A 22,195-nucleotide genomic window follows, 5' to 3' on the forward strand; every position below is an offset into this window, starting at 1 on the left:
GCCCAACAGGTTAAAAAACGAATGAATGCTCTAGCCCGCCGCGCCGCAGGCCTGCTGCTCAGCACAGTCTGCCTGCCCCTTTCGGCCTTGGCGGCCGACCCGCAACCGACTCATGAATTCACCCTCGACAACGGCCTCAAGGTCGTCGTGCGCGAAGACCATCGCGCACCGGTGGTGGTCTCGCAGGTCTGGTACAAGGTCGGTTCCAGCTACGAAACCCCGGGCCAGACCGGTCTGTCCCACGCGCTTGAGCACATGATGTTCAAGGGCAGTGAAAAAGTCGGTCCCGGCGAAGCCTCGCTGATCCTGCGTGACCTCGGCGCCGAAGAGAACGCCTTCACCAGCGACGATTTCACCGCTTATTACCAGGTGCTGGCCCGCGACCGTCTGGGCGTCGCCTTCGAACTGGAAGCCGACCGCATGGCCAATCTGCGCCTGCCGGCCGACGAGTTCACCAAGGAAATCGAAGTCATCAAGGAAGAGCGCCGTTTGCGCACCGATGACAAGCCGATGTCCAAGGCCTACGAGCGCTACAAGGCCATGGCTTACCCGGCCAGCGGTTACCATACGCCGACCATCGGCTGGATGGCCGACCTCGACCGGATGAAAGTCGAGGAGCTGCGCCACTGGTACCAATCCTGGTACGTGCCGAACAACGCCACGCTGGTGGTGGTCGGCGACGTGACCCCGGACGAGGTGAAAACCCTCGCTCAACGCTATTTCGGCCCGATCGCCAAGCGCGACGTGCCACCGGCGAAAAAGCCGCTGGAACTCGCCGAACCCGGCGAACGCCAGATCACCCTGCACGTGCAGACTCAGTTGCCTAGCTTGATGCTCGGTTTCAACGTGCCAAGCATTGCCACGGCTGAAGACAAGCGCTCGGTCAACGCCCTGCGCCTGATCTCGGCCCTGCTCGACGGCGGTTACAGCGGGCGCATCCCGACGCAACTGGAGCGCGGCGAAGAACTGGTCTCCGGCGGTTCGTCGAGCTACGACGCCTATACCCGTGGCGACAGCCTGTTCACCCTGTCGGCAACCCCGAACACCCAGAAGAAAAAGACCATCGCGCAAGCCGAGGCAGGTCTGTGGAAGCTGTTGGAACAGCTGAAAACCACCGCGCCGTCCGCTGAAGAACTGGAGCGCGTGCGAGCACAAGTGATTGCCGGTCTGGTCTTCGAACGTGATTCGATCACCAGCCAGGCCACCGCCATCGGTCAACTTGAGACCGTAGGTCTGTCGTGGAAACTGATGGACACCGAACTGGCCGATCTGGAAAGCGTGACCCCGCAAGACATCCAGAACGCCGCCAAACTGTATTTCACCCGCGAACGTCTCAGCGTCGCCCACGTCCTGCCACTGGAGACGACTCATGAGTAAGCGCAAATCCCCACGCCTGCTGCTCGGCCTGATCGCCGTGGCGGTGATCGGCTCTGCCGCGCTCTACCTGTCGCCTGGCGCTGACAGCAATGCCAGCGAAGCCCTCGACAACGCCAAGACCAGCCAGAAGCTGCAATCACTGACCGAACTCGACGGCAAGGCCCCGGCCAGCCGCAAACTCGACGTGCAAACCTGGAACACCGCCGAGGGTGCCAAAGTATTGCTCGTCGAAGCCCATGAACTGCCGATGTTCGACATGCGCCTGATCTTCGCCGCCGGCAGCAGCCAGGACGGCAGCGCGTCGGGTCTGGCGGTGCTGACCAACGCAATGCTCAACGAAGGTGTCGCCGGTAAAGACGTCGGCGCCATCGCGCAAGGCTTCGAAGGCCTCGGTGCGGATTTCGGCAACGGTGCTTTCAAGGACATGGCGCTGGCTTCGCTACGCAGCTTGAGTGCCGCCGACAAGCGTGAACCGGCGCTGAAGCTGTTTTCGGAAGTGGTTGGCAAACCGACCTTCCCGGCCGATTCGTTCGAACGCATCAAGAACCAGCTGCTCGCCGGTTTCGAATACCAGAAACAGAACCCCGGCAAACTCGCCAGCCTTGAGCTGATGAAGCGCTTGTACGGCGATCACCCGTACGCGCATTCGAGTGACGGTAACCCGCAGAGCGTGCCGAAGATCACCCTCGCGCAGTTGCGTGAGTTCCACGCCAAGGCCTACGCAGCTGGCAACGTGGTGATCGCGCTGGTCGGCGACCTGTCGCGGGCGGACGCCGAAGCAATTGCCAATCAGGTCTCTTCTGCCCTGCCGAAAGGCCCGGCGCTGGCGAAGATCGCTCAGCCACAGGAACCGAAGGCCAGCACAGGCCATATCGAGTTCCCGTCGAAGCAGACCAATCTGATGATCGCGCAACTGGGTATCGACCGTGACGATCCGGATTACGCCGCGCTGTCGATGGGCAACCAGATCCTCGGTGGCGGCGGTTTCGGCACGCGCCTGATGAGTGAAGTGCGCGAGAAGCGCGGCCTGACCTACGGCGTGTACTCGGCGTTCAGCCCGATGCAGGTACGTGGCCCGTTCATGATCAACCTGCAGACCCGCGCGGAAATGAGCGAAGGCACCCTGAAACTGGTGCAGGACGTGCTTGCCGATTACCTGAAAACCGGGCCGACGCAGAAGGAACTCGACGACGCCAAACGCGAACTGGCCGGCAGTTTCCCGCTGTCCACCGCGAGCAATGCCGATATCGTCGGCCAACTCGGCGCGATGGGCTTCTATAATCTGCCGCTGAGCTATCTGGACGACTTCATGCGTCAGTCGCAAAGCCTGACCGTGGAACAAGTCCGCGACGCTCTGAACAAACACCTGAGCACGGACAAAATGGTCATCGTCACCGCTGGCCCGACCGTGCCGCAAAAGCCGTTACCGGCCCCATCTGATAAACCTGCCGAGCAACCGCTCGGGGTTCCGGAGCACTAATGGCTACCCGATCGCCTAAAAAACCTGCGCAAAACGTCCACAACGGTGTGAACCAGTTGCGCATCATTGGCGGCCAATGGCGCAGCCGCAAGCTGAGCTTCCCCGACGCACCGGGCCTGCGCCCGACGCCGGATCGCGTGCGTGAAACCTTGTTCAACTGGCTCGCACCGTACGTTGAAGGGGCCAAGGTGCTTGATCCGTTCGCCGGCAGTGGCGCGCTGTTTCTCGAAGCGCTGTCCCGTGGCGCAGCCATGGGTCAGGCGCTGGATGCCAGCAACATTGCGGTGTCCAGCCTGAAAGAACACCTCGGCACCCTGCGCTGCACCAACGGCCAGGTGCAGACCGCCGACGCCCTGCGTTATCTGGAAACCCAGACCGCAACACCGTTCGACCTGGTATTCCTCGACCCGCCGTTCAACCAGAACCTGCTGCCTGCCGTCTGCACCTTGCTCGAAGAGCGCCAGTGGCTGGCGCCGGACTCGTGGATCTACACTGAAAGCGAAACGGCGCCATCGACGCTGGGCCTGCCGGGCAACTGGCGCCTGCATCGCGAACAGAAATCCGGCCGGGTTTATTACGCGTTGTGGCAACGTACGGCAGAGATCGCCGGTTAACCGACCGGTCTGAATAAGCGGCGCCCCTTCCAACAGGGTCGCCGCTCTGCATCGAGAACCATCGTGTCCGCCTCTTCAGAACGCTTCAAACCCGCCTTCGGCCTCGGCAATCCGCACCTGCAAACATTGTGGGGGCCGCTGTGGCGCAAAACCGTACATATCGAGCGTGAACGCGAACGCCTGTGGCTTGAGGATGGCGACTTTCTCGATCTCGACTGGCACGGCCCGCACACCGCCGATGCACCACTGGTGCTGGTATTGCACGGCCTGACCGGTTCCTCCAATTCACCTTATGTAGCGGGCATCCAGAAGTCACTGGCTGATCAAGGCTGGGCCAGTGTTGCGTTGAACTGGCGCGGCTGCTCTGGCGAACCGAATTTGCTGCCGCGCAGCTATCACTCCGGCGCCAGCGAAGACCTCGCCGAAACCATCAGACATCTGCGCGCCAAACGACCGCTGGCACCGCTGTATGCCGTCGGCTACTCCCTGGGCGGCAACGTGCTGCTCAAACACCTAGGGGAAACCGGCAGCGCCAGCGGCGTGCTCGGCGCCGTAGCGGTATCAGTGCCGTTTCGCCTCGACCAATGCGCCGACCGCATCGGCCAGGGGTTTTCCAAGGTCTATCAGGCGCACTTCATGCGCGAGATGGTCGCCTACATCAAGAACAAGCAGCGGCAGTTTCAACACGACGGGCGTAAAGAAGGACTCGCCGCGCTGGCCGCCCTAGGCTCGCTGGAAAACATGCGCACCTTCTGGGATTTCGATGGCCGGGTAACCGCGCCGTTGCACGGGTTCGAGGATGCCGAGGATTACTATCGCCGCGCTTCTAGCCGCTATTTCCTCGGCGAGATCCGCACGCCGACCCTGATCATTCAGGCGGCGGACGATCCGTTCGTGTTCCCGCACAGTTTGCCGCAGGCCAATGAGCTATCGGCGTCAACCGTCTTCGAATTGCAGGCACGCGGTGGGCATGTCGGCTTTGTCGAAGGCTCGCTGCGTCAGCCCGGTTACTACCTGGAACGACGCATCCCGCAGTGGCTGGCTCGCGTGTCCGCATGAGCGATCAGGACGAGTCGATCCGCTTCTGGCAAACCGCGCCGCTGGCCGGGGTCGAGTTGCTGTCGGCGCGCTACATCGAGCATCGCTTCGCCCCGCATGTGCATGACGGCTATGTGATCGGCATGATCATGGCCGGCGCCCAGCGTTATCGCTATCGCGGCGCCGAGCATCTGGCGGGCAGCGGCACGCTGGTATTGATCAATCCGGACGAGCTGCACACCGGGCACAAGGGCACCGAGGACGGCTGGCTGTACCGGGCGTTTTATCCCGATACCGCGCAAATCGTTTCGCTGCTGGATGAGCTGGAGCTGTCCACCAGCAACCTGCCGGCGTTCGGCGCCACGTTGTATCGCGATGCGGATCTGGTCAACGGCTTTGCGCAGTTGCACCGCTTGCTCGAAAGCCCGACCACCGCGCTGCAACAGCAGACGGTGTGGCGCGAAATGATGTTGCTGCTGTTGCAGCGCCATGCGGCAGTACCGGTGCCCGGTCGAGCGGGTAAAGAACACCGCGCGGTGCTGTTGGGCAAAGAACTGCTGCACGCGCAACTGGCGGCGCCGCCATCGCTGGAAGAGCTCGCAGCGGCGGTGAATCTGTCGCCCTTCCATTTCGCCCGGGTGTTCCGTCGCGCCACCGGCATGCCGCCGCACACCTGGCTGATGCAGCAGCGCATCGCCCAGGCGCGCGCACTTCTGCAACACGGCTGCCTGCCCGTGGAGGTCGCCACGCAACTGGGTTTTGCCGATCAGAGCCATTTGAGCCGGCAGTTCAAGCAGGCTTATGGTGTTGGGCCCGCCGCTTACCGCAGCGCCCGGATGGAAAGCTAAAAGATCGCAGCCTTCGGCAGCTCCTACAGGGAAATGCATTCCAATGTAGGAGCTGCCGAAGGCTGCGATCTTTTGATCTTATTCGCCGGTGGCGATGCCGCGAGCCGGCTCGTTGATCCACTCACTCCACGACCCGGCGTACAACGCCGCCAACGGATAACCCGCCAGACACAACGCAAACAGGTTGTGACACGCCGTCACGCCGGATCCGCAATACGCAACCAGATCCGCTGGCGAACGCTCACCCAGCTTCGCGGCAAAACGCTGCTTGAGTTGATCCGCCGGCAGGAATCGTCCATCGCTGCCGAGGTTGTCGGTGAACGCCGCGCATTGCGCACCGGGAATATGCCCGGCAACCGGATCAATCGGCTCGACCTCACCTTTGAAACGCGGCAAAGCCCGGGCATCGATCAACGTCAGCGCCGGTTGACCAAGCCGCTGTTGCAGTTGCTCGGCGCTGAGCAGCAGGCGGGTGTCCGGCTGGCCACTGAAATTGCCACGGGTATCCGTCGGCGCATCCAGGCTCAGCGGCAGCCCCGCCGCATGCCACGCCTTGAGCCCACCATCGAGAATGAACACGCCATCGCGCTTACCCAGCCACGCCAGCAACCACCACGCCCGCGCCGCGTAGGCACCGGGACCGTCGTCGTACAAAACCACGTCGCTGTCGTTGTTGATGCCCCAAGCCTGCAGCCGCTCGATAAACGCCGCCGGCTCGGGCAACGGGTGACGGCCAGTCACGCCTTTGACCACTTTACCGCTGAGGTCACGCTCAAGATCGGCAAAGCTCGCCCCGGCAATGTGCCCCTCGGCATAGCTGCGCTGACCGTAGACCGAGTCTTCGAGGGCAAAACGACAATCGAGAATCACCAGCCCTGGCTGCCCCTTGCGGGCATCCAGGGCTTCGGGGCTGATCAGTTGCGCAATCGGCATAACAGGCTCCTGGGGGATTTCAACAGAACGGTTTATTTCACGTCTTCGAGGGCCTGGGCCAGCGGCACGTAGAACTCCTCGAACAACGCATTGACCTCGTCACGCGCCTGCTCGGTGACAAACCCGGCTTCCAGCACCAGCACCTGATACACGCCACGTTTAATAGCTTGTTCACTGAGGTGGTTGGAGTTTTCGCGCGTGGTGCACAGGAAGCGCACCCAGGACGTCAGGATGATCCAGGCATTGAGGGTCAGGGATTCGATCTGCACGCGATCCATATCAAGGATCCCGGCGGCAACAAAACCTTCGTAAATCGCCGCGCCTTGAATCACGCAGCGCTGGGAAAAGCGCCGATAGCGGGCGGCCAGTTCCGGATCGCTGTCGAGCAGATGCTCCAGATCGCGGTGCAGAAAGCGGTAGCGCCACATCGCCGAGAGCAATTCCTTGAGATAGAAACGCTTGTCCTCGACCGTCGCCGCGCGCCCCTGCGGCGGACGCAGAAAGCTGTCCACGAGGCTTTCGTACTCACTGAACAACACGGCGATGATCGCCTGCTTGTTGGGGAAGTGGTAGTACAGGTTGCCCGGAGAAATCTCCATGTGGGCGGCAATATGATTGGTGCTGATGCTGCGCTCGCCCTGCTGATTGAACAGTTCAAGGCTGTTCAGCACGATACGCTCGCTGGTTTTTATTCGTGGGGCCATGGCTTGAGCTTTAATTCAGAGTGCGTTGGGGAGCATCTTACGACCTAACCGGAAATGGATAAAACACTGCCGTGCAAGGAAGTCATTTGACTTTCTAGAGCATAGACTCTAAAAAGTTCATCACTACAATAAATCCGGAGCAGACCATGACTGCCGACGTTGCTTACCTGCAAACGCTGCAACAACCGCTGGCCGAACTGGACCGGTTGTTCGAGGCGCAGCGGGCTGCGTATGCCGCCAATCCGATGCCGCCCGCCGCCCAGCGCCAGCAATGGCTCAAGGCCCTGAGTGATTTGCTCAGCAACGAGCGTCAGGCCTTGATCGAGGCGATCAGCTCCGATTTCAGCCATCGCAGTGGCGACGAAACCTTGCTCGCCGAACTGATGCCGAGCCTGCACGGCATTCATTACGCCAGCCGCCATCTCAAAGGCTGGATGAAAGCCTCGCGGCGCAAGGTCGGCATCGCGTTTCAGCCCGCTTCGGCAAAAGTGGTGTATCAGCCTCTCGGCGTAGTCGGCGTCATTGTGCCGTGGAATTACCCGTTGTATCTGGCGGTTGGCCCGCTGGTTGGCGCCTTGGCGGCGGGCAACCGGGTGATGCTCAAACTGAGCGAATCGACCCCGGCCACCGGCTTGTTGATGAAAGAACTGCTGGCGCGAATTTTCCCCGAAGACCTGGTCTGCGTGGTACTCGGTGAAGCCGACATCGGCGTGGCGTTCTCGCGCTTGCGCTTCGACCACTTGCTGTTCACCGGCGCCACCAGCATCGGCAAACACGTGATGCGCGCCGCCGCCGAAAACCTCACCCCGGTCACCCTGGAACTGGGCGGCAAGTCGCCGGCCATCGTCTCCCGCGATGTGCCGCTCAAAGATGCCGCCGAGCGCATAGCCTTCGGTAAAACCCTCAACGCCGGCCAGACCTGCGTGGCCCCGGATTACGTGCTGGTGCCGGAAACCCGGGTCGGTGCTTTTGTCGAAGCCTATCGCCAGGCGGTGCAGGGTTTTTACCCGACACTCACCGACAATCCGGACTACACGGCGATCATCAACGAACGCCAACTAGCGCGGCTCAACGGTTATGTAAGCGACGCCACCAGCAAGGGAGCGCTGTTGATTCCGCTGTTCGAGCAGGGCCAGGGCCGACGCATGCCGCACAGTGTGCTGCTGAATGTCAGCGATGAGATGACGGTGATGCAGGACGAAATCTTCGGCCCGCTGCTGCCGATCGTGCCGTATCAGGACCTGGAGCAGGCATTTGCTTACATCAATCAGCGGCCACGTCCTCTGGCTCTTTACTACTTTGGCTACGACAAACGCGAACAGAACCGGGTGCTACACGAAACTCATTCCGGCGGTGTGTGCCTGAACGACACCTTGCTGCATGTGGCTCAGGACGATATGCCGTTCGGTGGCATCGGCGCTTCGGGCATGGGCCACTACCACGGTCACGAAGGCTTCCTGACCTTCAGCAAGGCCAAGGGCGTGCTGATTAAACAGCGCTTCAACGCAGCCCGACTGATTTACCCGCCCTACGGCACATCGATTCAGAAACTGATCCAGAAGCTGTTCATTCGCTAAACCTTTGTCATCGCCGGGTAATAAAAACAATGCACCCAAGCCTGACCGAAACACCTGCACTGTCGCGCCGTGGCCTGCTGAAATTCAGCCTCGGCGCCACGGTGTTTCTCGCCACCGCCGGACTCGGCGCCAGCCTCAGCGGCTGTTCGTCGAGCGTCGCGGCCAACGGTTTTGTCTCGTTGCGTGACGGCGACCTGCTGTTTCTGCGCACGCTGATTCCGGTGATGCTCGACGGCGCCGTGGCAGCCGAGAAGATGCCGAGCGCGGTTGATGGCACGCTCAAGTCGCTGGACTACAGCCTCGACCACCTGTCGCCGGAAATGCTCAAGCTCACACGACAACTGTTCGATGTACTCGGCATGGCCGTGACGCGCGGACCACTCACCGGGATCTGGGGCAGTTGGGAGAACGCCAGTGCCGAGGCCATGCGGCATTTCCTTGATCGCTGGGAAAACAGTTCGCTGAACCTACTGCGCATGGGGCATAGCTCGTTGCAGCAGATGGTAATGATGGCCTGGTATACCCGCGCGGAGTCGTGGGCGCATTGCGGTTATCCAGGGCCGCCTAGCGTCTGAAACCGTGTCGCTCCCTTCGCGAGCAAGCTCGCTCCCACATTTGAAATGCATTTCCCTGTAGGAGTGAGCCTGCTCGCGATGAGGCCCGCCAGAACAACAAAAACAAGAGAACCCGATCGATGCCCGTACCCGACCCGTTCCGCGAAGGCCTCGCCCGAGGCTGGAAAACCTACAACGGCGCACAACTGAGCGACGATCTCAGCCTTGAAGCCGACGTGGCCATCATCGGCAGCGGCGCCGGTGGCGGCACCACGGCAGAAATCCTCAGCGCTGCCGGCTACAAAGTGCTGCTGATCGAAGAAGGCCCGCTGAAAACCAGCTCCGACTTCAAAATGCTCGAAGACAAGGCCTACAGCAGCCTTTATCAGGAAGGCATCGGGCGCATGAGCAAGGACGGCGCGATCACCATTCTTCAGGGCCGCGCTGTCGGCGGCACAACGCTGATCAACTGGACCTCGAGCTTTCGCACCCCAGAGCCGACCCTCGAGCACTGGGCCAAGGAACACAACGTCAAAGGTCACAGCCCTGCCGAGATGGCGCCGTGGTTCGAGAAAATGGAGCAGCGCCTCGGCGTCGCCCCGTGGATGGTGCCACCCAACGCCAACAACGACGTGATCCGTAAAGGCTGCGAGCAACTGGGCTATAGCTGGCACGTGATCCCACGTAACGTGCGCGGCTGCTGGAACCTCGGCTATTGCGGCATGGGCTGTCCGACCAATGCCAAACAATCGATGATGGTCACGACCATTCCGGCGACTCTGGAAAAGGGCGGCGAACTGCTTTATCTGGCCCGCGCGGAGAAGCTGCTGATCAACGGCGACAAGGTCACTGGCCTGCAATGCGTGGCGATGGACGAACGTTGCGTCACGCCGACCGGGCGCAAGATCACGGTCAAGGCGCGGCATTACGTGCTCGCCGGCGGCGGCATCAACAGCCCGGCGCTGTTGCTGCGTTCGGATGCTGCGGACCCACATAAAACCCTGGGAAAACGTACCTTTCTGCACCCGGTGAACATGTCCGCAGCGCGCTTCGACGAAGTCATCAACCCGTTTTACGGGGCACCGCAGTCGATCTACTCCGACCATTTCCAGTGGAAGGACGGCACCAGCGGGCCGATGGCCTTCAAGCTCGAAGTGCCGCCGTTGCATCCGGCCTTGGCTGCCACCCTGCTCGGCGGCTTTGGCGCAGAGAGCGCGCAACACATGGCGGACCTGCCGCACACCCACGCCATGCTGGCCTTGCTACGTGACGGTTTTCACCCGGACAGCACGGGCGGCACCGTCGAGTTGCGTGGCGATGGTTCGCCGGTGCTCGACTATCAGGTGTCACCTTACGCCTGGGAAGGCTTGCGCCGGGCTTTTCACGTCATGGCCGAAATCCAGTTTGCCGGCGGTGCAAAAGCGGTGATGCCGATGCACGCCGACGCCCGTTACGTGAAAACCCTGGCCGAGGCCCGCACGCTGATCGATGGTTTGAGCCTTGAGCTGTACCGCACGCGTCTGGGCAGCGCGCACGTCATGGGCGGTTGCGCGATGGGCGAAGAGCCGAAAAGCGCAGTCACCGACAGTCTCGGCCGGCATCATCAACTGGCTAATCTGTCGATTCACGACGGCTCGCTGTTCCCTACCAGCATCGGCGCCAACCCGCAGCTATCGGTGTATGGCCTGACCGCGCAACTGGCGACTTCCCTCGCCGATCGGCTGAGAAACCCGTGAAAAAACCAATTAATTGCCTCGTCTATAGTGCTTTCTTACCCAACAGGCGACTTGGCCGACCGGGACGGCTGCGATACCATCCGACTCCCCAACGGACTCCCGCCAGGACGACGCGATGAACCGAGTGTTGTACCCAGGTACCTTCGACCCTATTACCAAGGGCCATGGCGATCTGGTCGAACGCGCCTCGCGCCTGTTCGACCACGTGATTATTGCAGTCGCTGCCAGCCCGAAGAAAAACCCGCTGTTCCCGCTGGAACAACGGGTAGAACTGGCTCGCGAAGTGACCAAACACCTGCCGAACGTGGAAGTGGTCGGTTTCTCGACACTGCTGGCGCATTTCGCCAAAGAGCAGAACGCTAACGTGTTCCTGCGCGGTCTGCGTGCGGTGTCGGACTTCGAATACGAATTCCAGCTGGCCAACATGAACCGTCAGTTGGCCCCGGATGTGGAGAGCCTGTTTCTCACGCCGTCCGAGCGTTATTCGTTCATTTCCTCGACGCTGGTGCGGGAAATTGCCGCGCTGGGCGGCGATATCAGCAAGTTCGTCCACCCGGCCGTGGCTGATGCGTTGACCCTGCGCTTCAAGAAGTAGGAGCTGCCGAAGGCTGTGATCTTTTGCTTTTAAAAGATTGCAGTCTCGTGCCCTTGATCGCAGCCGCGTGCACTGCGCTCGCCAATGCGGCACAATTGCGCGCATTGATTTATAGCGCCCGGGCCTGCCGCCCCGGCTGGAGTTAGCATGTCCCTGATCATCACCGACGATTGCATCAACTGCGACGTCTGCGAACCCGAGTGCCCGAACGCCGCCATCTCCCAAGGCGAAGAGATCTACGTGATCGACCCGAACCTGTGCACCCAGTGCGTCGGCCACTACGACGAACCACAATGCCAACAGGTCTGCCCGGTGGATTGCATTCCGCTGGACGAAGCGCATCCGGAGACTGAAGAACAGTTGATGGAGAAATACCGCAAGATCACTGGCAAGGCTTGATTCGCCGGATTTGTAGCGCTCTTTCGGGCCTCTTCGCGAGCAAGCTCGCTCCCACATTTAAAATGCGTTCCAATGTGGGAGCGAGCTTGCTCGCGAAAGGGCCGTCAGCCACACAGCAAATCCCTGATCAGCTTACTCGCGCTGCTCAAACCCCTCCCCGATACACCCCAGGCACCGCACAAAAGCGGCTTTCGCCGGATCCACCACCAACGCCTGCCCCGCATCGCCAATCCCGCCGCCCAGCGCGGTAAACGGCAACGACACGACGAACGCCCCCGCACCGATGACCGTCGCCACCACCAATAAAGGTCGGGCAATCAGCAAGTCGCCGATCATCGCGTAGGCCGGTGGATTCTGGATGGTGTAGCGCGGGTCACCGCTGCCGTTTTCCGTGGCCTGAACCGCCAGACTGGAACACAGCAGCAGCGTAATAACGAGGGTTTGCAAGGATTTCATGGCACGATCCTTCGGGCTGAACAGTGAGACCACTCACTATAGACCGTAGGACTTTTTCAGCCTGTTGCCTCAGGTCTGGCAGCGCGGGCAGAACACACTGGCACGCTGGCCGAGCTTCACTTCACGCAAACCGGTACCGCAGACCTTGCAGTGTTCACCGCCACGGCCATAGACAAACAGTTCCTGCTGGAAATACCCCGGCTGACCGTCGCCGCCAATGAAATCGCGCAGCGTCGTACCTCCGCGCTCGATGGCAGCGGCCAGAATGCGTTTGATCTCGATCGCCAGCTTCAGATAGCGCCCCCGGGAAATGCCCCCGGCCTCGCGGCGCGGGTCAATCCCAGCGGCGAACAGCGCTTCGGTCGCGTAAATATTGCCGACCCCGACCACCACTGCGTTGTCCATGATGAACGGCTTGACCGCCATCGACCGCCCGCGTGATAGCTGAAACAAGCGCTCGCCATCGAACAGATCGGTCAGTGGCTCAGGCCCCAAGCGAATCAGCAGTTCATGGTTGAGCGGGTCGTTGCTCCACAACATCGCGCCGAACCGGCGCGGATCGGTGTAGCGCAGCGCCAGCCCCGACTCCAGCTCGATATCGACGTGTTCGTGCTTAAGCGCCGGCAATCCGGCTTCAACCAGACGCAAATTACCCGACATGCCCAAGTGGCTGATCAGCGTGCCGACTTCGGCGTTGATCAGCAGATACTTGGCGCGACGCTCGACCAGCACGATGCGCTGCCCCGACAGGCGCACATCGAGGTCTTCGGGGATCGGCCAGCGCAACCGCCGGTCACGCACGATCACCCGACTGACGCGCTGGCCTTCCAGGTGCGGGGCAATCCCGCGACGGGTGGTTTCGACTTCTGGCAGTTCAGGCATGGCGTTCTCGGATCAATGCGCGCCGAGGTCGCGGATTGTTTGTTTGAGAGTTTCGAAGTCGTAATCCGACAGTCCTACATAGTCGAGTACCAGCGGGCCGACGGCGTTCCATTCGGAATCTTCGGTCTGGTTGCCCAGCACACGGTATGACGCACAAATATGCTCGGCCATCTTCAGGATCGCCAGGAGGTTTTTCAGCTGACTGTTGCGCGACGATTCATCGCTGAAGATCGCCAGGGCGTTGTGGTGATTGGCGATCGCCGCACTGACATGCTCCGGCAGGCGCCACGACTTGGCGGTGTAGTAGCCGACCACCGCGTGGTTGGTGTTGAACTCGCTGTTCTCGGTGTCGACCACCCGACATTCGGCGCTGGCATTGGCGTAAGCCTTTTCCAGCACCGTCATGTAATTGGGAAACCGTTGCAGCATCAACGGCACGCCACAATCGTGGAACAGGCCCAAGGCGTAAGCCTCGTCACCGGCCTGAGTGCCGATACGCTTGGCCAGCGTCAGGCAGGTCATCGCCACATCCTGGGCGGTGTCCCAGAAACGGTTAAGGGTGACGATGGTGTCGTCGTTCATCTCGCCCTTGATCGACTGCGCGTTGATCAGGTTGATGATCGAGCGGCTGCCCAACAGATTCACCGCGCGTTGAATCGAGGTGATCTTGTTGCTCAGACCGTAATACGGCGAGTTGACGATTTTCAGCAGCGAGCCGGACAGACCGGGATCCTGAGCGATCAGCTTGGCGATCACCTCCAGGTCCGGGTCGGGCATGTACTGCTCCATTTGCAGATCCACCATGATCTGCGGTTGCGCCGGCACGCTGATGCCTTGCAGCGATTGTTGAATCTGTTCGGTGGTCAGCTCTTGGGACATAAGTACACACTCTGGGACAGGCGGCGATTCTAACCTCTAAAAACCGCGAGACGACACACCAGTGGGCAATTGTCAGGAACTTTCATTAACGCCCAGGCTTCGGAATCTGTAATGCCCAACGGGTCACACCGGCCCATTGCGGCGGCAAACTCCCACAGACTCAGGAGCTTATCGATGGCCACTTCCCTCAACGGCAAACGCGTCGCCATTTTGGTAACAGACGGTTTCGAACAGGTCGAACTGACCGGTCCCAAGCAGGCACTGGAGCAAGCGGGCGCGCAAGTCGACATCCTCTCCGCCGAGGCCGGCAAGGTCAAAGGCTGGAACCACGATAAACCAGCGGACGACTTCGAGGTCGACCAGACCTTCCAGGGCGCCAGCAGCGAGCAGTACGACGCGATCGTCCTGCCGGGCGGCGTGCAGAACTCCGACACCATCCGCATCGATCAGGATGCCCAGCACCTGGTCAAGACCGGCGCCTCTGCCGGCAAACCGATTGCGGTGATCTGCCATGGCGGATGGCTGCTGATTTCCGCCGGGCTGGTCAACGGCAAGACCATGACCAGTTACAAGACACTCAAGGATGATCTGGTGAATGCCGGGGCCAACTGGGTCGATAAAGAAGTGGTCAAGGATGGTCACCTGATCAGCAGCCGTCAGCCGGATGATATTCCGGCGTTCAGCAAGGAGTTGATCACCGCGCTGTCGGCGTAGTATTCGAGGCCGTCTCGCGAGCAAGCTCGCTCACACAGTAGATTCTGGATCGACACAAGGTCCCTGTGGGAGCGAGCTTGCTCGCGAAGAGGCCATCAGCGTTTCATCGCTCATCAAACCCGGCACAAGTCGCAACACGCTATACTCCCGCTCTTTTTTCCGGAGCGACGTCATGTCCCTGCCTAGCTTGCGCCTCAAAGCCAACGCCGACCGTCGCCTGCGCGCCGGTCACCTGTGGGTCTACAGCAACGAAATCGATGTAGCCGCCACCCCGCTTCACGGCTTCAATGCCGGCGACCAGGCCATCCTCGAAGCCGCTGGCGGCAAGCCGTTGGGCATCGTGGCGATGAGCCCGAACAACCTGATCTGCGCCCGCCTGCTGTCGCGCGATATTAAAGTTGTGCTGGACAAGTCGCTGCTGGTGCACCGTCTGAACGTGGCCCTGTCACTGCGCGAGCGCCTGTTCGACAAACCGTTCTACCGTCTGGTCTACGGTGACTCCGACCTGTTGCCTGGCCTGGTCGTTGACCGTTTCGGCGACATCCTTGTGGTGCAGATCGCCTCGGCGACCATGGAAGCGCACAAAGATGACGTGATCGCGGCCCTGACCCAAGTGCTCAAACCAAGCGGCATCCTGTTCAAGAACGACTCCGCAGCCCGTGATGCCGAAGGCCTCAACCGCTACGTCGAAACCGTGTTCGGCCTGGTGCCGGAGTGGGTGGCGCTGGAAGAGAACGGTGTGAAATTCGAAGCCCCGGTCATTCAGGGGCAGAAAACCGGCTGGTTCTACGACCACCGCATGAACCGTGCACGCCTGGCCCCTTACGCCAAAGGCAAACGCGTCCTCGACCTCTATAGCTACATCGGTGGCTGGGGCGTGCAGGCTGCTGCGTTCGGCGCCAGCGAAGTGTTCTGCGTCGACGCCTCGGCTTTCGCCCTCGACGGTGTTGAGCGCAACGCTGCGCTGAACGGTTTCGCCGACAAGATGACCTGCATCGAAGGCGACGTCTTCGAAGCCTTGAAAGAGCTGAAAGCCAGCGAAGAGCGCTTCGACGTGATCGTGGCCGACCCGCCAGCGTTCATCAAACGCAAGAAAGACATGAAAAACGGCGAAGGCGCCTACCGTCGCCTGAACGAGCAAGCCATGCGCCTGCTCAACAAGGACGGCATCCTGGTCAGCGCGTCGTGCTCGATGCACCTGCCGGAAGATGACCTGCAGAACATCCTGCTGACCAGCGCCCGTCACCTGGATCGCAACATCCAGTTGCTCGAGCGTGGTGGCCAGGGTCCGGATCACCCGGTGCACCCTGCCATCGCCGAAACACGCTACATCAAGAGCATCACCTGCCGCCTGCTGCCCAACAGCTGATTTTTTGCGGATAACGGGGAGCCAGCAGGCTCCCCGTTTTGGTTTCTGGCATCGCCCTTCCCTTCGCTATCTTCCTGGACTTCCTACAATTATATTCCCGCAGACATGCAGGACATTTCCTTATGTCTTTTAATTACTGAAACTTGCCCTACAAGTTTATTTCCAGCTAAAGATTACTCCGACAAAATTACTGGAAATTTCCTACCTAATATCCCCTTGCCAATAATCCATTACAAACTATTATGAAGTTGTCACCACGAGGTGACTTCAACTATCAATGAACAAGGAGTTCACATCATGAAAAGTATTTCTCTGGAAAGTAAAAAAATCGCAAACCTGGCTTTTCTGGTTGCCCCTAAAGCCCGCTAAGTAAGTCAGGACGCTGGGGAGTGCCGGCAACCCGGCGTCCTTTTGACTTCTTCCAGAGTGAAACGATCAATATGCACATCAATCCTTACTTGTTTATATTGCCGCGCCAGACCGGACAAGTTGTGTGGAATTATAAAAACCATACACAACACGAACTTGATCTGAACTATGCAACTCGCCTTGCGCAACTAATCAACAATCCTCAACTGTTCGACGCGCACAACATAATAGACACACAACTATTGAGCGCAGATATTCTTACCGTTTCAAAAATAGACAATCCGCCATGGGGCTGGGATGAGCTGTCGAAGATTTATCACATCGGCACACAAAATATTCCCTGCGAACATACCCCACAGAATATTCACGAGTGGTCCAGGCAATATCTGGCGCACTGCAACGAAGTACTGGCCACCCCACAGCCTGCTGCAGACCGCCCGACGCCAGCACCCGAGCAGCGTATCGCCCTGCCTGCGCCGGGCGCTTTGAATAACGACCGTCTGGGAAATGTTCTGCTCCAGCGCAAAACCTGCCGCTCCTATACAGGTGCAGCGATAACGCTGAAGGACGTCGGCACCCTGCTTTACCTTTCCCTCGGTTATCTCCATGAACGAGACAATGATCGCGACGACAGCATCGCCCAAGGACTAAGCGCACGGCGAAGCAGTCCTTCCGCGGGGGGCCTGAACGCTTGCGAAGGCTTCCTCCTGGTGCAGAACGTCGATGGCCTGGAACCGGGCATCTATGCCTATCATCCGGCCGACCACACCCTGAGCCGGATCAATCCGCTGCCTCAACCAGCGCTGGGCCAATTGCTCGGCGGTCAGCACTTCATCAACAACCTGCCGCTGGGGTTGTTCATCACCGCCCGTTTTGACCGGCTCTGGTGGAAGTACGAACATTCGCGGGCCTATCGCATGGCCTTCGTTGAAGCGGGCCACTTGTCGCAAACCTTTCAACTGGTCGCCACGGCACTGGGCCTCAACACCTGGCTGACCGGCGCATTTGCCGACCAGCAGGTCGAAGCACTGCTCAATCTCGAGGGCAGTGCTGAACAACCGCTGTTCTTTGTTGGCTGTGGACAAAGCGACGGGCAAGTGATGTGCCACGAAATGCGCGAGCTGTTGCGCGAGGGACAGGCATGACCCTGTCGATGGCCGACCCTGATCAAGCGCCGGTGTCCTGGGCGCTCAAATTTACCTTGGGAGACTGGGAAAGCCGGGCCTCGGTGCGCAGCAGTACCCATGACTATCAATTGCCCGACGATGTGCCGCTGCAACTGCAAACCCGCCACTGGTTCCCGCCGGCATTTCTGCCTTATCTGGCACATCCGGCCATCCAGGCGGCAGGGCGCGACGTACAGCATCGACTGGCAGCCAACCATCTGGTGCATTTTCTCGATTACACCACCTTGCTTGAACACCGCATCGTCAATCGTGCAGTGGAAGTCATCGTGCACCGGGAACTGCCCCTTTACGTGCCTCTGCCGATGAAGCACGCCGCGCTGCAGCTCTACACCGACGAGGGTTATCACGCGCTGTTCTCCAATCGTCTCGCCGAACAGATCGCCGCGTTCTACGGGTTCACCGGACGTCCGACGATTCCGAAGCGCATCAGCCGCCTCAACGCACTGATCGCCCGCACACCGGAAAACAACCGGCCACTGGCATGGTTTCTGCTCGGTTTCGTCTCGGAAACCATCATTGCCCGCGAGCTGCTGGACGTCTGCCGCGACAGCCTGGTGTCCAGCGTCAACGACATGCTGCGCGACCACCTGACTGACGAAGCCCGCCACAGCCGCTACTTCAGCGAGGTGTTCCATTATTTCTGGCTGTCGATGAACAGCCGCCAGCGTGCGTTTGTGAGCCGGACACTGCTGGAGATCATCGGGATTTTTTTCGAGGCCGACGAACGCTGGCTGCAACAGAGCCTGCGAGGGGCAGGCATCGCCGACAGTGACGTGAAACAAATCGTCGGCGGCATGGCAACGGTGCAAGCCAACCGGGCCCGTGCACGATCAGGCGCCATCGCAACGCTGGACGCACTACGCAAGGCCGGTTTTTTCGCACATCCCCATAACCAGAAACTTTTCGCCAAGGCAGGACTGATCGATGGATAAAGGACAATCCGTGGCAACCACCAGGCAGCGCCGCGCCGCTGTCAGCCTGTTGCTGGCCATGGTGCTGCTGGGTGTGTTTCCACTGGACGTGCTGCTGCCCTCCTTTCCGGCAATGGCGACGCACTTTCTCCGTTCACCGGCAGACATCGCACTGTCCATCAGCCTGTTCGCCGTGGGGATCGCGTTTGCCCAGCTTTTGATCGGCCCCCTCTCGGACGTGATCGGGCGCAAGGGCCTGTTATTAGCCGGCATGAGCGTATCGATGCTGGGTGCGTTCGGTTGCGTGATGACCTCCGATTACACGCTATTCCTGGTATTTCGGGTGATGCAGGCCTTGGGCTGTGGATGTTTCGTGCTGTCGCAGGCACTGGTGCAGGATCTGTTCGAAGGTGAAGAGCGCGACCGGTTACGGATCCTGATGGTCACGGCGACCGGGATATTCATTTCGGTATCGCCACTGGCCGGGACTTTTCTCCAGGCGACACTTGGTTGGCGCGGCAGCTTCTGGATCTTTTGCGCACTGTCCGCCATGGTGCTGATCAAGGCCTGGCTGTTTTTACCGAGCAGCCGACCGGCCTCAGGTGGTTCGCCGACCGGCTTCATTCAATCCTACCGACGCGTGTTGGGGGACTTCGAGTTTGTCGGCTACTGGCTGATTTCGGCGTTTGCCTTCGCCTGCCACTTCTCGTTCATCGTGATTTCGCCGCTGATTTTCATGGACCAACTGCAACTCGCGCCTTACGACTTTTCGCTGATCCTGCTGGTTTACGGTGCGGCGTATGTTGTCGGTGGGATCATCGCCGCGGTACTCAATCGACGCATCACGCCGGTTCAGCAAATCTTCACCGGGCTGAGCCTGATACTGCTGTCGGGACTGGCAATGCTGTACCTGGCAGCCAATCATGTGTTGGCGCCAGCCACGGTGTTGATCCCGATGCTGATCTGCACCGCTGGCACCACCATTGCCCGCCCCGCCGCTACCTCTCGGGCCATGGGCCTGTTTCCTGAAAACGCCGGCACATCGGCCTCGGCGGGCAGTACGATCATCTTTATTTGTGGCGGCCTGATCAGCGCATTGATCAGCCTCAGTCCGGCCAATCTGCAATTGACGCTGGGCTACAGCTTTGTGCTGCTGAGCGCGATCGCGCTGGTGCTCAACAACCGGCTCAGCCGTCGCGCGAAAAACCTTGAAGGCAACGTCATGGCGCAGACCGGCGGTGATTAAACCCGCCAGTCGTCATCCCATACACGCCGTCTGCACTGGAACAACGCTTTGCGCCATTCCCTCCATACGCCAGCGGTGTAGAATCGGCTGATTCATCGCCATTCATCCCCCGGCGGGTTTATGAGCTCAGGCTGAGACCAGCGGCGATCCCGCAACGTCATCGGCAACTTCACGGACACACGGCCATTTCTGAGTGTTCCAGACGTCAATAGAAGCTCACTCCCCTTTTGCACCTGATTAGTAAGTGATTAGCCGCCCGGAGTGCTCCATGCCAGATTACCGCTCGAAAACATCCACCCACGGCCGCAACATGGCCGGTGCCCGCGCACTGTGGCGCGCCACGGGGATGAAAGATGACGACTTCAAAAAGCCGATCATCGCCATTGCCAACTCGTTTACCCAGTTCGTACCGGGCCACGTGCACCTGAAGGACCTCGGTCAACTGGTCGCCCGTGAAATCGAACGCGCCGGTGGCGTGGCCAAGGAATTCAACACCATCGCCGTGGATGACGGCATCGCCATGGGCCACGACGGCATGCTGTATTCGCTGCCGAGTCGCGAAATCATCGCCGACTCCGTCGAGTACATGGTCAACGCCCACTGCGCCGACGCCATCGTCTGCATCTCCAACTGCGACAAGATCACCCCGGGCATGCTAATGGCTGCCTTGCGCCTGAACATTCCGGTGATTTTCGTTTCCGGCGGCCCGATGGAAGCCGGCAAGACCAAACTCGCTTCCCACGGCCTCGACCTTGTCGATGCCATGGTGATCGCCGCCGACGCCAGCGCTTCTGACGAGAAAGTCGCTGAGTACGAGCGCAGCGCCTGTCCGACCTGCGGTTCGTGCTCCGGCATGTTCACCGCCAACTCGATGAACTGCCTGACCGAAGCACTGGGTCTGGCATTGCCCGGCAACGGTTCGACCCTCGCCACCCACAGCGACCGCGAACAACTGTTCCTGCAGGCCGGCCGCACCATCGTCGAGCTGTGCAAACGCTACTACGGCGAGAACGATGAGTCGGTATTGCCGCGCAACATCGCCAACTTCAAGGCGTTCGAGAACGCGATGATGCTCGACATCGCCATGGGCGGTTCGACCAATACCATCCTGCACTTGCTCGCTGCCGCTCAGGAAGCCGAAATCGATTTCGACCTGCGCGACATCGATCGTCTCTCGCGCAGCGTCCCGCAACTGTGCAAAGTGGCGCCGAACATCCAGAAGTACCACATGGAAGACGTGCACCGCGCCGGCGGCATCTTCAGCATCCTCGGCTCGCTGGCCCGTGGCGGTCTGCTGCACACCGACCTGCCGACCGTGCACAGCCGCAGCATGGAAGAAGCCATCGCCAAGTGGGACATCACCCAGACCGACGATGAAGCCGTGCACCACTTCTTCAAGGCCGGCCCTGCCGGTATTCCGACACAGACGGCGTTCAGCCAGTCGACCCGTTGGGAAACCCTCGATGACGACCGTGAGAACGGCTGCATCCGCAGTTTCGAACACGCCTATTCGCAAGAAGGTGGCCTGGCCGTGCTGTACGGCAACATCGCGCTCGATGGCTGCGTGGTGAAAACCGCCGGTGTTGACGAGTCGATCCACGTCTTCGAAGGCAACGCGAAGATCTTTGAAAGCCAGGACAGCGCCGTACGCGGCATCCTTGCTGACGAAGTGAAGGCTGGCGACATCGTCATCATTCGCTACGAAGGCCCGAAAGGCGGCCCGGGCATGCAGGAAATGCTCTACCCGACGTCGTACCTGAAATCCAAAGGTCTGGGCAAAGCCTGTGCGCTGCTCACCGACGGCCGTTTCTCTGGCGGTACGTCGGGTCTGTCCATCGGCCACGCTTCGCCAGAAGCAGCAGCCGGCGGCGCGATCGGTCTGGTGCAGGACGGCGACAAGGTGCTGATCGACATTCCGAACCGCTCGATCAACCTGTTGGTCAGCGACGAAGAACTGGCCGCACGCCGCGCCGAGCAGGACAAGAAAGGCTGGAAACCGGTCGAGGTGCGTCCACGCAAAGTGACCACCGCCCTCAAGGCCTACGCCCTGCTGGCGACCAGTGCCGACAAGGGTGCTGTGCGTAACAAAGCGATGCTCGACGGGCTGTAAGCGTCAAATCGCAGCAATAAAAATGCCCCGCCAAGTGCGGTAATGCTGTTCACTTAAGCGGAGCAGCCTTACGGTCCACCGGAAACCGGGTTTTTGAGATCTTCACCGTCCTTGGCCTCGAAGGCCTTGGGCGGTGATCCAGAAACAGCCCGCCAACGCCTTTTCTAAGTTCCGCCAACCGTCTACCCGTCGCTGAAACAGGATTGGCCGCAGCCAT

The 22,195-nt window shown here is 60.3% G+C and carries 21 protein-coding genes and 1 pseudogene; 16 read left to right on the top strand and 6 right to left on the bottom strand.

Annotated features, from left to right (window positions below; genetic code table 11):
• Positions 1–21 precede the first annotated feature (21 nt).
• The 5 genes from AC0ZWN_RS24130 (at position 22) to AC0ZWN_RS24150 (ending at position 5,357) form a co-directional block, all read left to right on the top strand.
• A complete protein-coding gene (locus AC0ZWN_RS24130; RefSeq protein ID WP_476336849.1) occupies positions 22–1,377 on the top strand; it encodes a M16 family metallopeptidase in 1,356 nt (451 codons plus the stop codon).
• Positions 1,370–2,857: a M16 family metallopeptidase gene (locus AC0ZWN_RS24135; protein ID WP_476336850.1), complete on the top strand. Its 1,488-nt coding sequence runs from the start codon at positions 1,370–1,372 to the stop codon at positions 2,855–2,857. The genes AC0ZWN_RS24130 and AC0ZWN_RS24135 overlap by 8 nt, the downstream gene beginning before the upstream one ends.
• A complete protein-coding gene (gene rsmD, locus AC0ZWN_RS24140) occupies positions 2,857–3,471 on the top strand; it encodes a 16S rRNA (guanine(966)-N(2))-methyltransferase RsmD (RefSeq protein WP_038358861.1) in 615 nt (204 codons plus the stop codon). The genes AC0ZWN_RS24135 and rsmD overlap by 1 nt, the downstream gene beginning before the upstream one ends.
• Before the next feature lie 63 nt (positions 3,472–3,534).
• Entirely contained in the window at positions 3,535–4,530 is a 996-nt protein-coding gene (locus tag AC0ZWN_RS24145; protein ID WP_476336851.1) for a hydrolase, read from the top strand.
• Positions 4,527–5,357 (top strand): AraC family transcriptional regulator, encoded by an 831-nt coding sequence (locus AC0ZWN_RS24150; protein WP_476336853.1) that lies wholly within the window; start codon positions 4,527–4,529, stop codon positions 5,355–5,357. The genes AC0ZWN_RS24145 and AC0ZWN_RS24150 overlap by 4 nt, the downstream gene beginning before the upstream one ends.
• Before the next feature lie 78 nt (positions 5,358–5,435).
• Here AC0ZWN_RS24150 and AC0ZWN_RS24155 read toward each other — a convergent pair whose 3' ends face one another.
• Both AC0ZWN_RS24155 and AC0ZWN_RS24160 read right to left on the bottom strand, forming a co-directional pair.
• Positions 5,436–6,290, bottom strand: coding sequence for a sulfurtransferase (locus AC0ZWN_RS24155; RefSeq protein ID WP_476336854.1), 855 nt, complete (start codon positions 6,288–6,290; stop codon positions 5,436–5,438).
• Between the two features lie 32 nt (positions 6,291–6,322).
• Positions 6,323–6,994, bottom strand: coding sequence for a TetR/AcrR family transcriptional regulator (locus AC0ZWN_RS24160; protein WP_007913599.1), 672 nt, complete (start codon positions 6,992–6,994; stop codon positions 6,323–6,325).
• Between the two features lie 128 nt (positions 6,995–7,122).
• Here AC0ZWN_RS24160 and AC0ZWN_RS24165 point away from each other — a divergent pair, with 128 nt between their 5' ends.
• The 5 genes from AC0ZWN_RS24165 to AC0ZWN_RS24185 all read left to right on the top strand — a co-directional run bounded on the left by AC0ZWN_RS24165 (position 7,123) and on the right by AC0ZWN_RS24185 (position 11,855).
• Positions 7,123–8,571, top strand: coding sequence for a coniferyl aldehyde dehydrogenase (locus tag AC0ZWN_RS24165; protein WP_476336866.1), 1,449 nt, complete (start codon positions 7,123–7,125; stop codon positions 8,569–8,571).
• A gap of 29 nt (positions 8,572–8,600) precedes the next feature.
• Positions 8,601–9,146 (top strand): twin-arginine translocation pathway signal protein, encoded by a 546-nt coding sequence (locus tag AC0ZWN_RS24170; RefSeq protein WP_476336855.1) that lies wholly within the window; start codon positions 8,601–8,603, stop codon positions 9,144–9,146.
• A gap of 119 nt (positions 9,147–9,265) precedes the next feature.
• Positions 9,266–10,861, top strand: a complete 1,596-nt coding sequence (locus AC0ZWN_RS24175) for a GMC family oxidoreductase (RefSeq protein ID WP_476336857.1) — start codon at positions 9,266–9,268, stop codon at positions 10,859–10,861.
• Positions 10,862–10,976: 115 nt separating this feature from the next.
• Complete coding sequence (coaD, locus tag AC0ZWN_RS24180) at positions 10,977–11,456, top strand: pantetheine-phosphate adenylyltransferase (protein ID WP_003229157.1); 480 nt, start codon at positions 10,977–10,979, stop codon at positions 11,454–11,456.
• 147 nt (positions 11,457–11,603) lie between these two features.
• Positions 11,604–11,855: a YfhL family 4Fe-4S dicluster ferredoxin gene (locus AC0ZWN_RS24185; RefSeq protein ID WP_003195146.1), complete on the top strand. Its 252-nt coding sequence runs from the start codon at positions 11,604–11,606 to the stop codon at positions 11,853–11,855.
• Between the two features lie 132 nt (positions 11,856–11,987).
• On the opposite strand, the gene AC0ZWN_RS24190 is transcribed toward AC0ZWN_RS24185, so the two are convergent.
• The 3 genes from AC0ZWN_RS24190 to AC0ZWN_RS24200 form a co-directional block, all read right to left on the bottom strand.
• Positions 11,988–12,311 (bottom strand): multidrug transporter, encoded by a 324-nt coding sequence (locus tag AC0ZWN_RS24190; protein WP_460409979.1) that lies wholly within the window; start codon positions 12,309–12,311, stop codon positions 11,988–11,990.
• Positions 12,312–12,380: 69 nt separating this feature from the next.
• Positions 12,381–13,193: a bifunctional DNA-formamidopyrimidine glycosylase/DNA-(apurinic or apyrimidinic site) lyase gene (gene mutM, locus AC0ZWN_RS24195; protein ID WP_095125836.1), complete on the bottom strand. Its 813-nt coding sequence runs from the start codon at positions 13,191–13,193 to the stop codon at positions 12,381–12,383.
• Positions 13,194–13,205: 12 nt separating this feature from the next.
• Positions 13,206–14,018: an HDOD domain-containing protein gene (locus tag AC0ZWN_RS24200; RefSeq protein ID WP_175559546.1), complete on the bottom strand. Its 813-nt coding sequence runs from the start codon at positions 14,016–14,018 to the stop codon at positions 13,206–13,208.
• Between the two features lie 228 nt (positions 14,019–14,246).
• On the opposite strand from AC0ZWN_RS24200, the gene AC0ZWN_RS24205 reads away from it, so the two are divergent.
• The 6 genes from AC0ZWN_RS24205 (at position 14,247) to ilvD (ending at position 21,978) form a co-directional block, all read left to right on the top strand.
• Positions 14,247–14,786, top strand: a complete 540-nt coding sequence (locus tag AC0ZWN_RS24205) for a type 1 glutamine amidotransferase domain-containing protein (protein ID WP_476336859.1) — start codon at positions 14,247–14,249, stop codon at positions 14,784–14,786.
• A gap of 172 nt (positions 14,787–14,958) precedes the next feature.
• A complete protein-coding gene (locus AC0ZWN_RS24210) occupies positions 14,959–16,155 on the top strand; it encodes a class I SAM-dependent rRNA methyltransferase (RefSeq protein ID WP_476336860.1) in 1,197 nt (398 codons plus the stop codon).
• A 440-nt stretch (positions 16,156–16,595) separates the two neighbouring features.
• Positions 16,596–17,669: a SagB family peptide dehydrogenase gene (locus tag AC0ZWN_RS24215; RefSeq protein ID WP_257358654.1), complete on the top strand. Its 1,074-nt coding sequence runs from the start codon at positions 16,596–16,598 to the stop codon at positions 17,667–17,669.
• Positions 17,666–18,643 (top strand): diiron oxygenase, encoded by a 978-nt coding sequence (locus AC0ZWN_RS24220; protein ID WP_476336862.1) that lies wholly within the window; start codon positions 17,666–17,668, stop codon positions 18,641–18,643. The genes AC0ZWN_RS24215 and AC0ZWN_RS24220 overlap by 4 nt, the downstream gene beginning before the upstream one ends.
• Positions 18,636–19,868 carry a multidrug effflux MFS transporter gene (locus tag AC0ZWN_RS24225; RefSeq protein ID WP_476336864.1) on the top strand — a complete coding sequence of 411 codons (1,233 nt, stop codon included), beginning with the start codon at positions 18,636–18,638 and terminating at the stop codon, positions 19,866–19,868. Before AC0ZWN_RS24220 ends, AC0ZWN_RS24225 begins: the two co-directional genes overlap by 8 nt.
• Before the next feature lie 268 nt (positions 19,869–20,136).
• Positions 20,137–21,978 carry a dihydroxy-acid dehydratase gene (gene ilvD / locus AC0ZWN_RS24230; RefSeq protein ID WP_435038355.1) on the top strand — a complete coding sequence of 614 codons (1,842 nt, stop codon included), beginning with the start codon at positions 20,137–20,139 and terminating at the stop codon, positions 21,976–21,978.
• Positions 21,979–22,027: 49 nt separating this feature from the next.
• Here the strand turns inward: ilvD and AC0ZWN_RS24235 are convergent.
• Positions 22,028–22,195, bottom strand: a pseudogene (locus AC0ZWN_RS24235) (IS4 family transposase); the annotation flags it as partial.

This window comes from Pseudomonas sp. 3B-A001-10F (assembly GCF_056313565.1).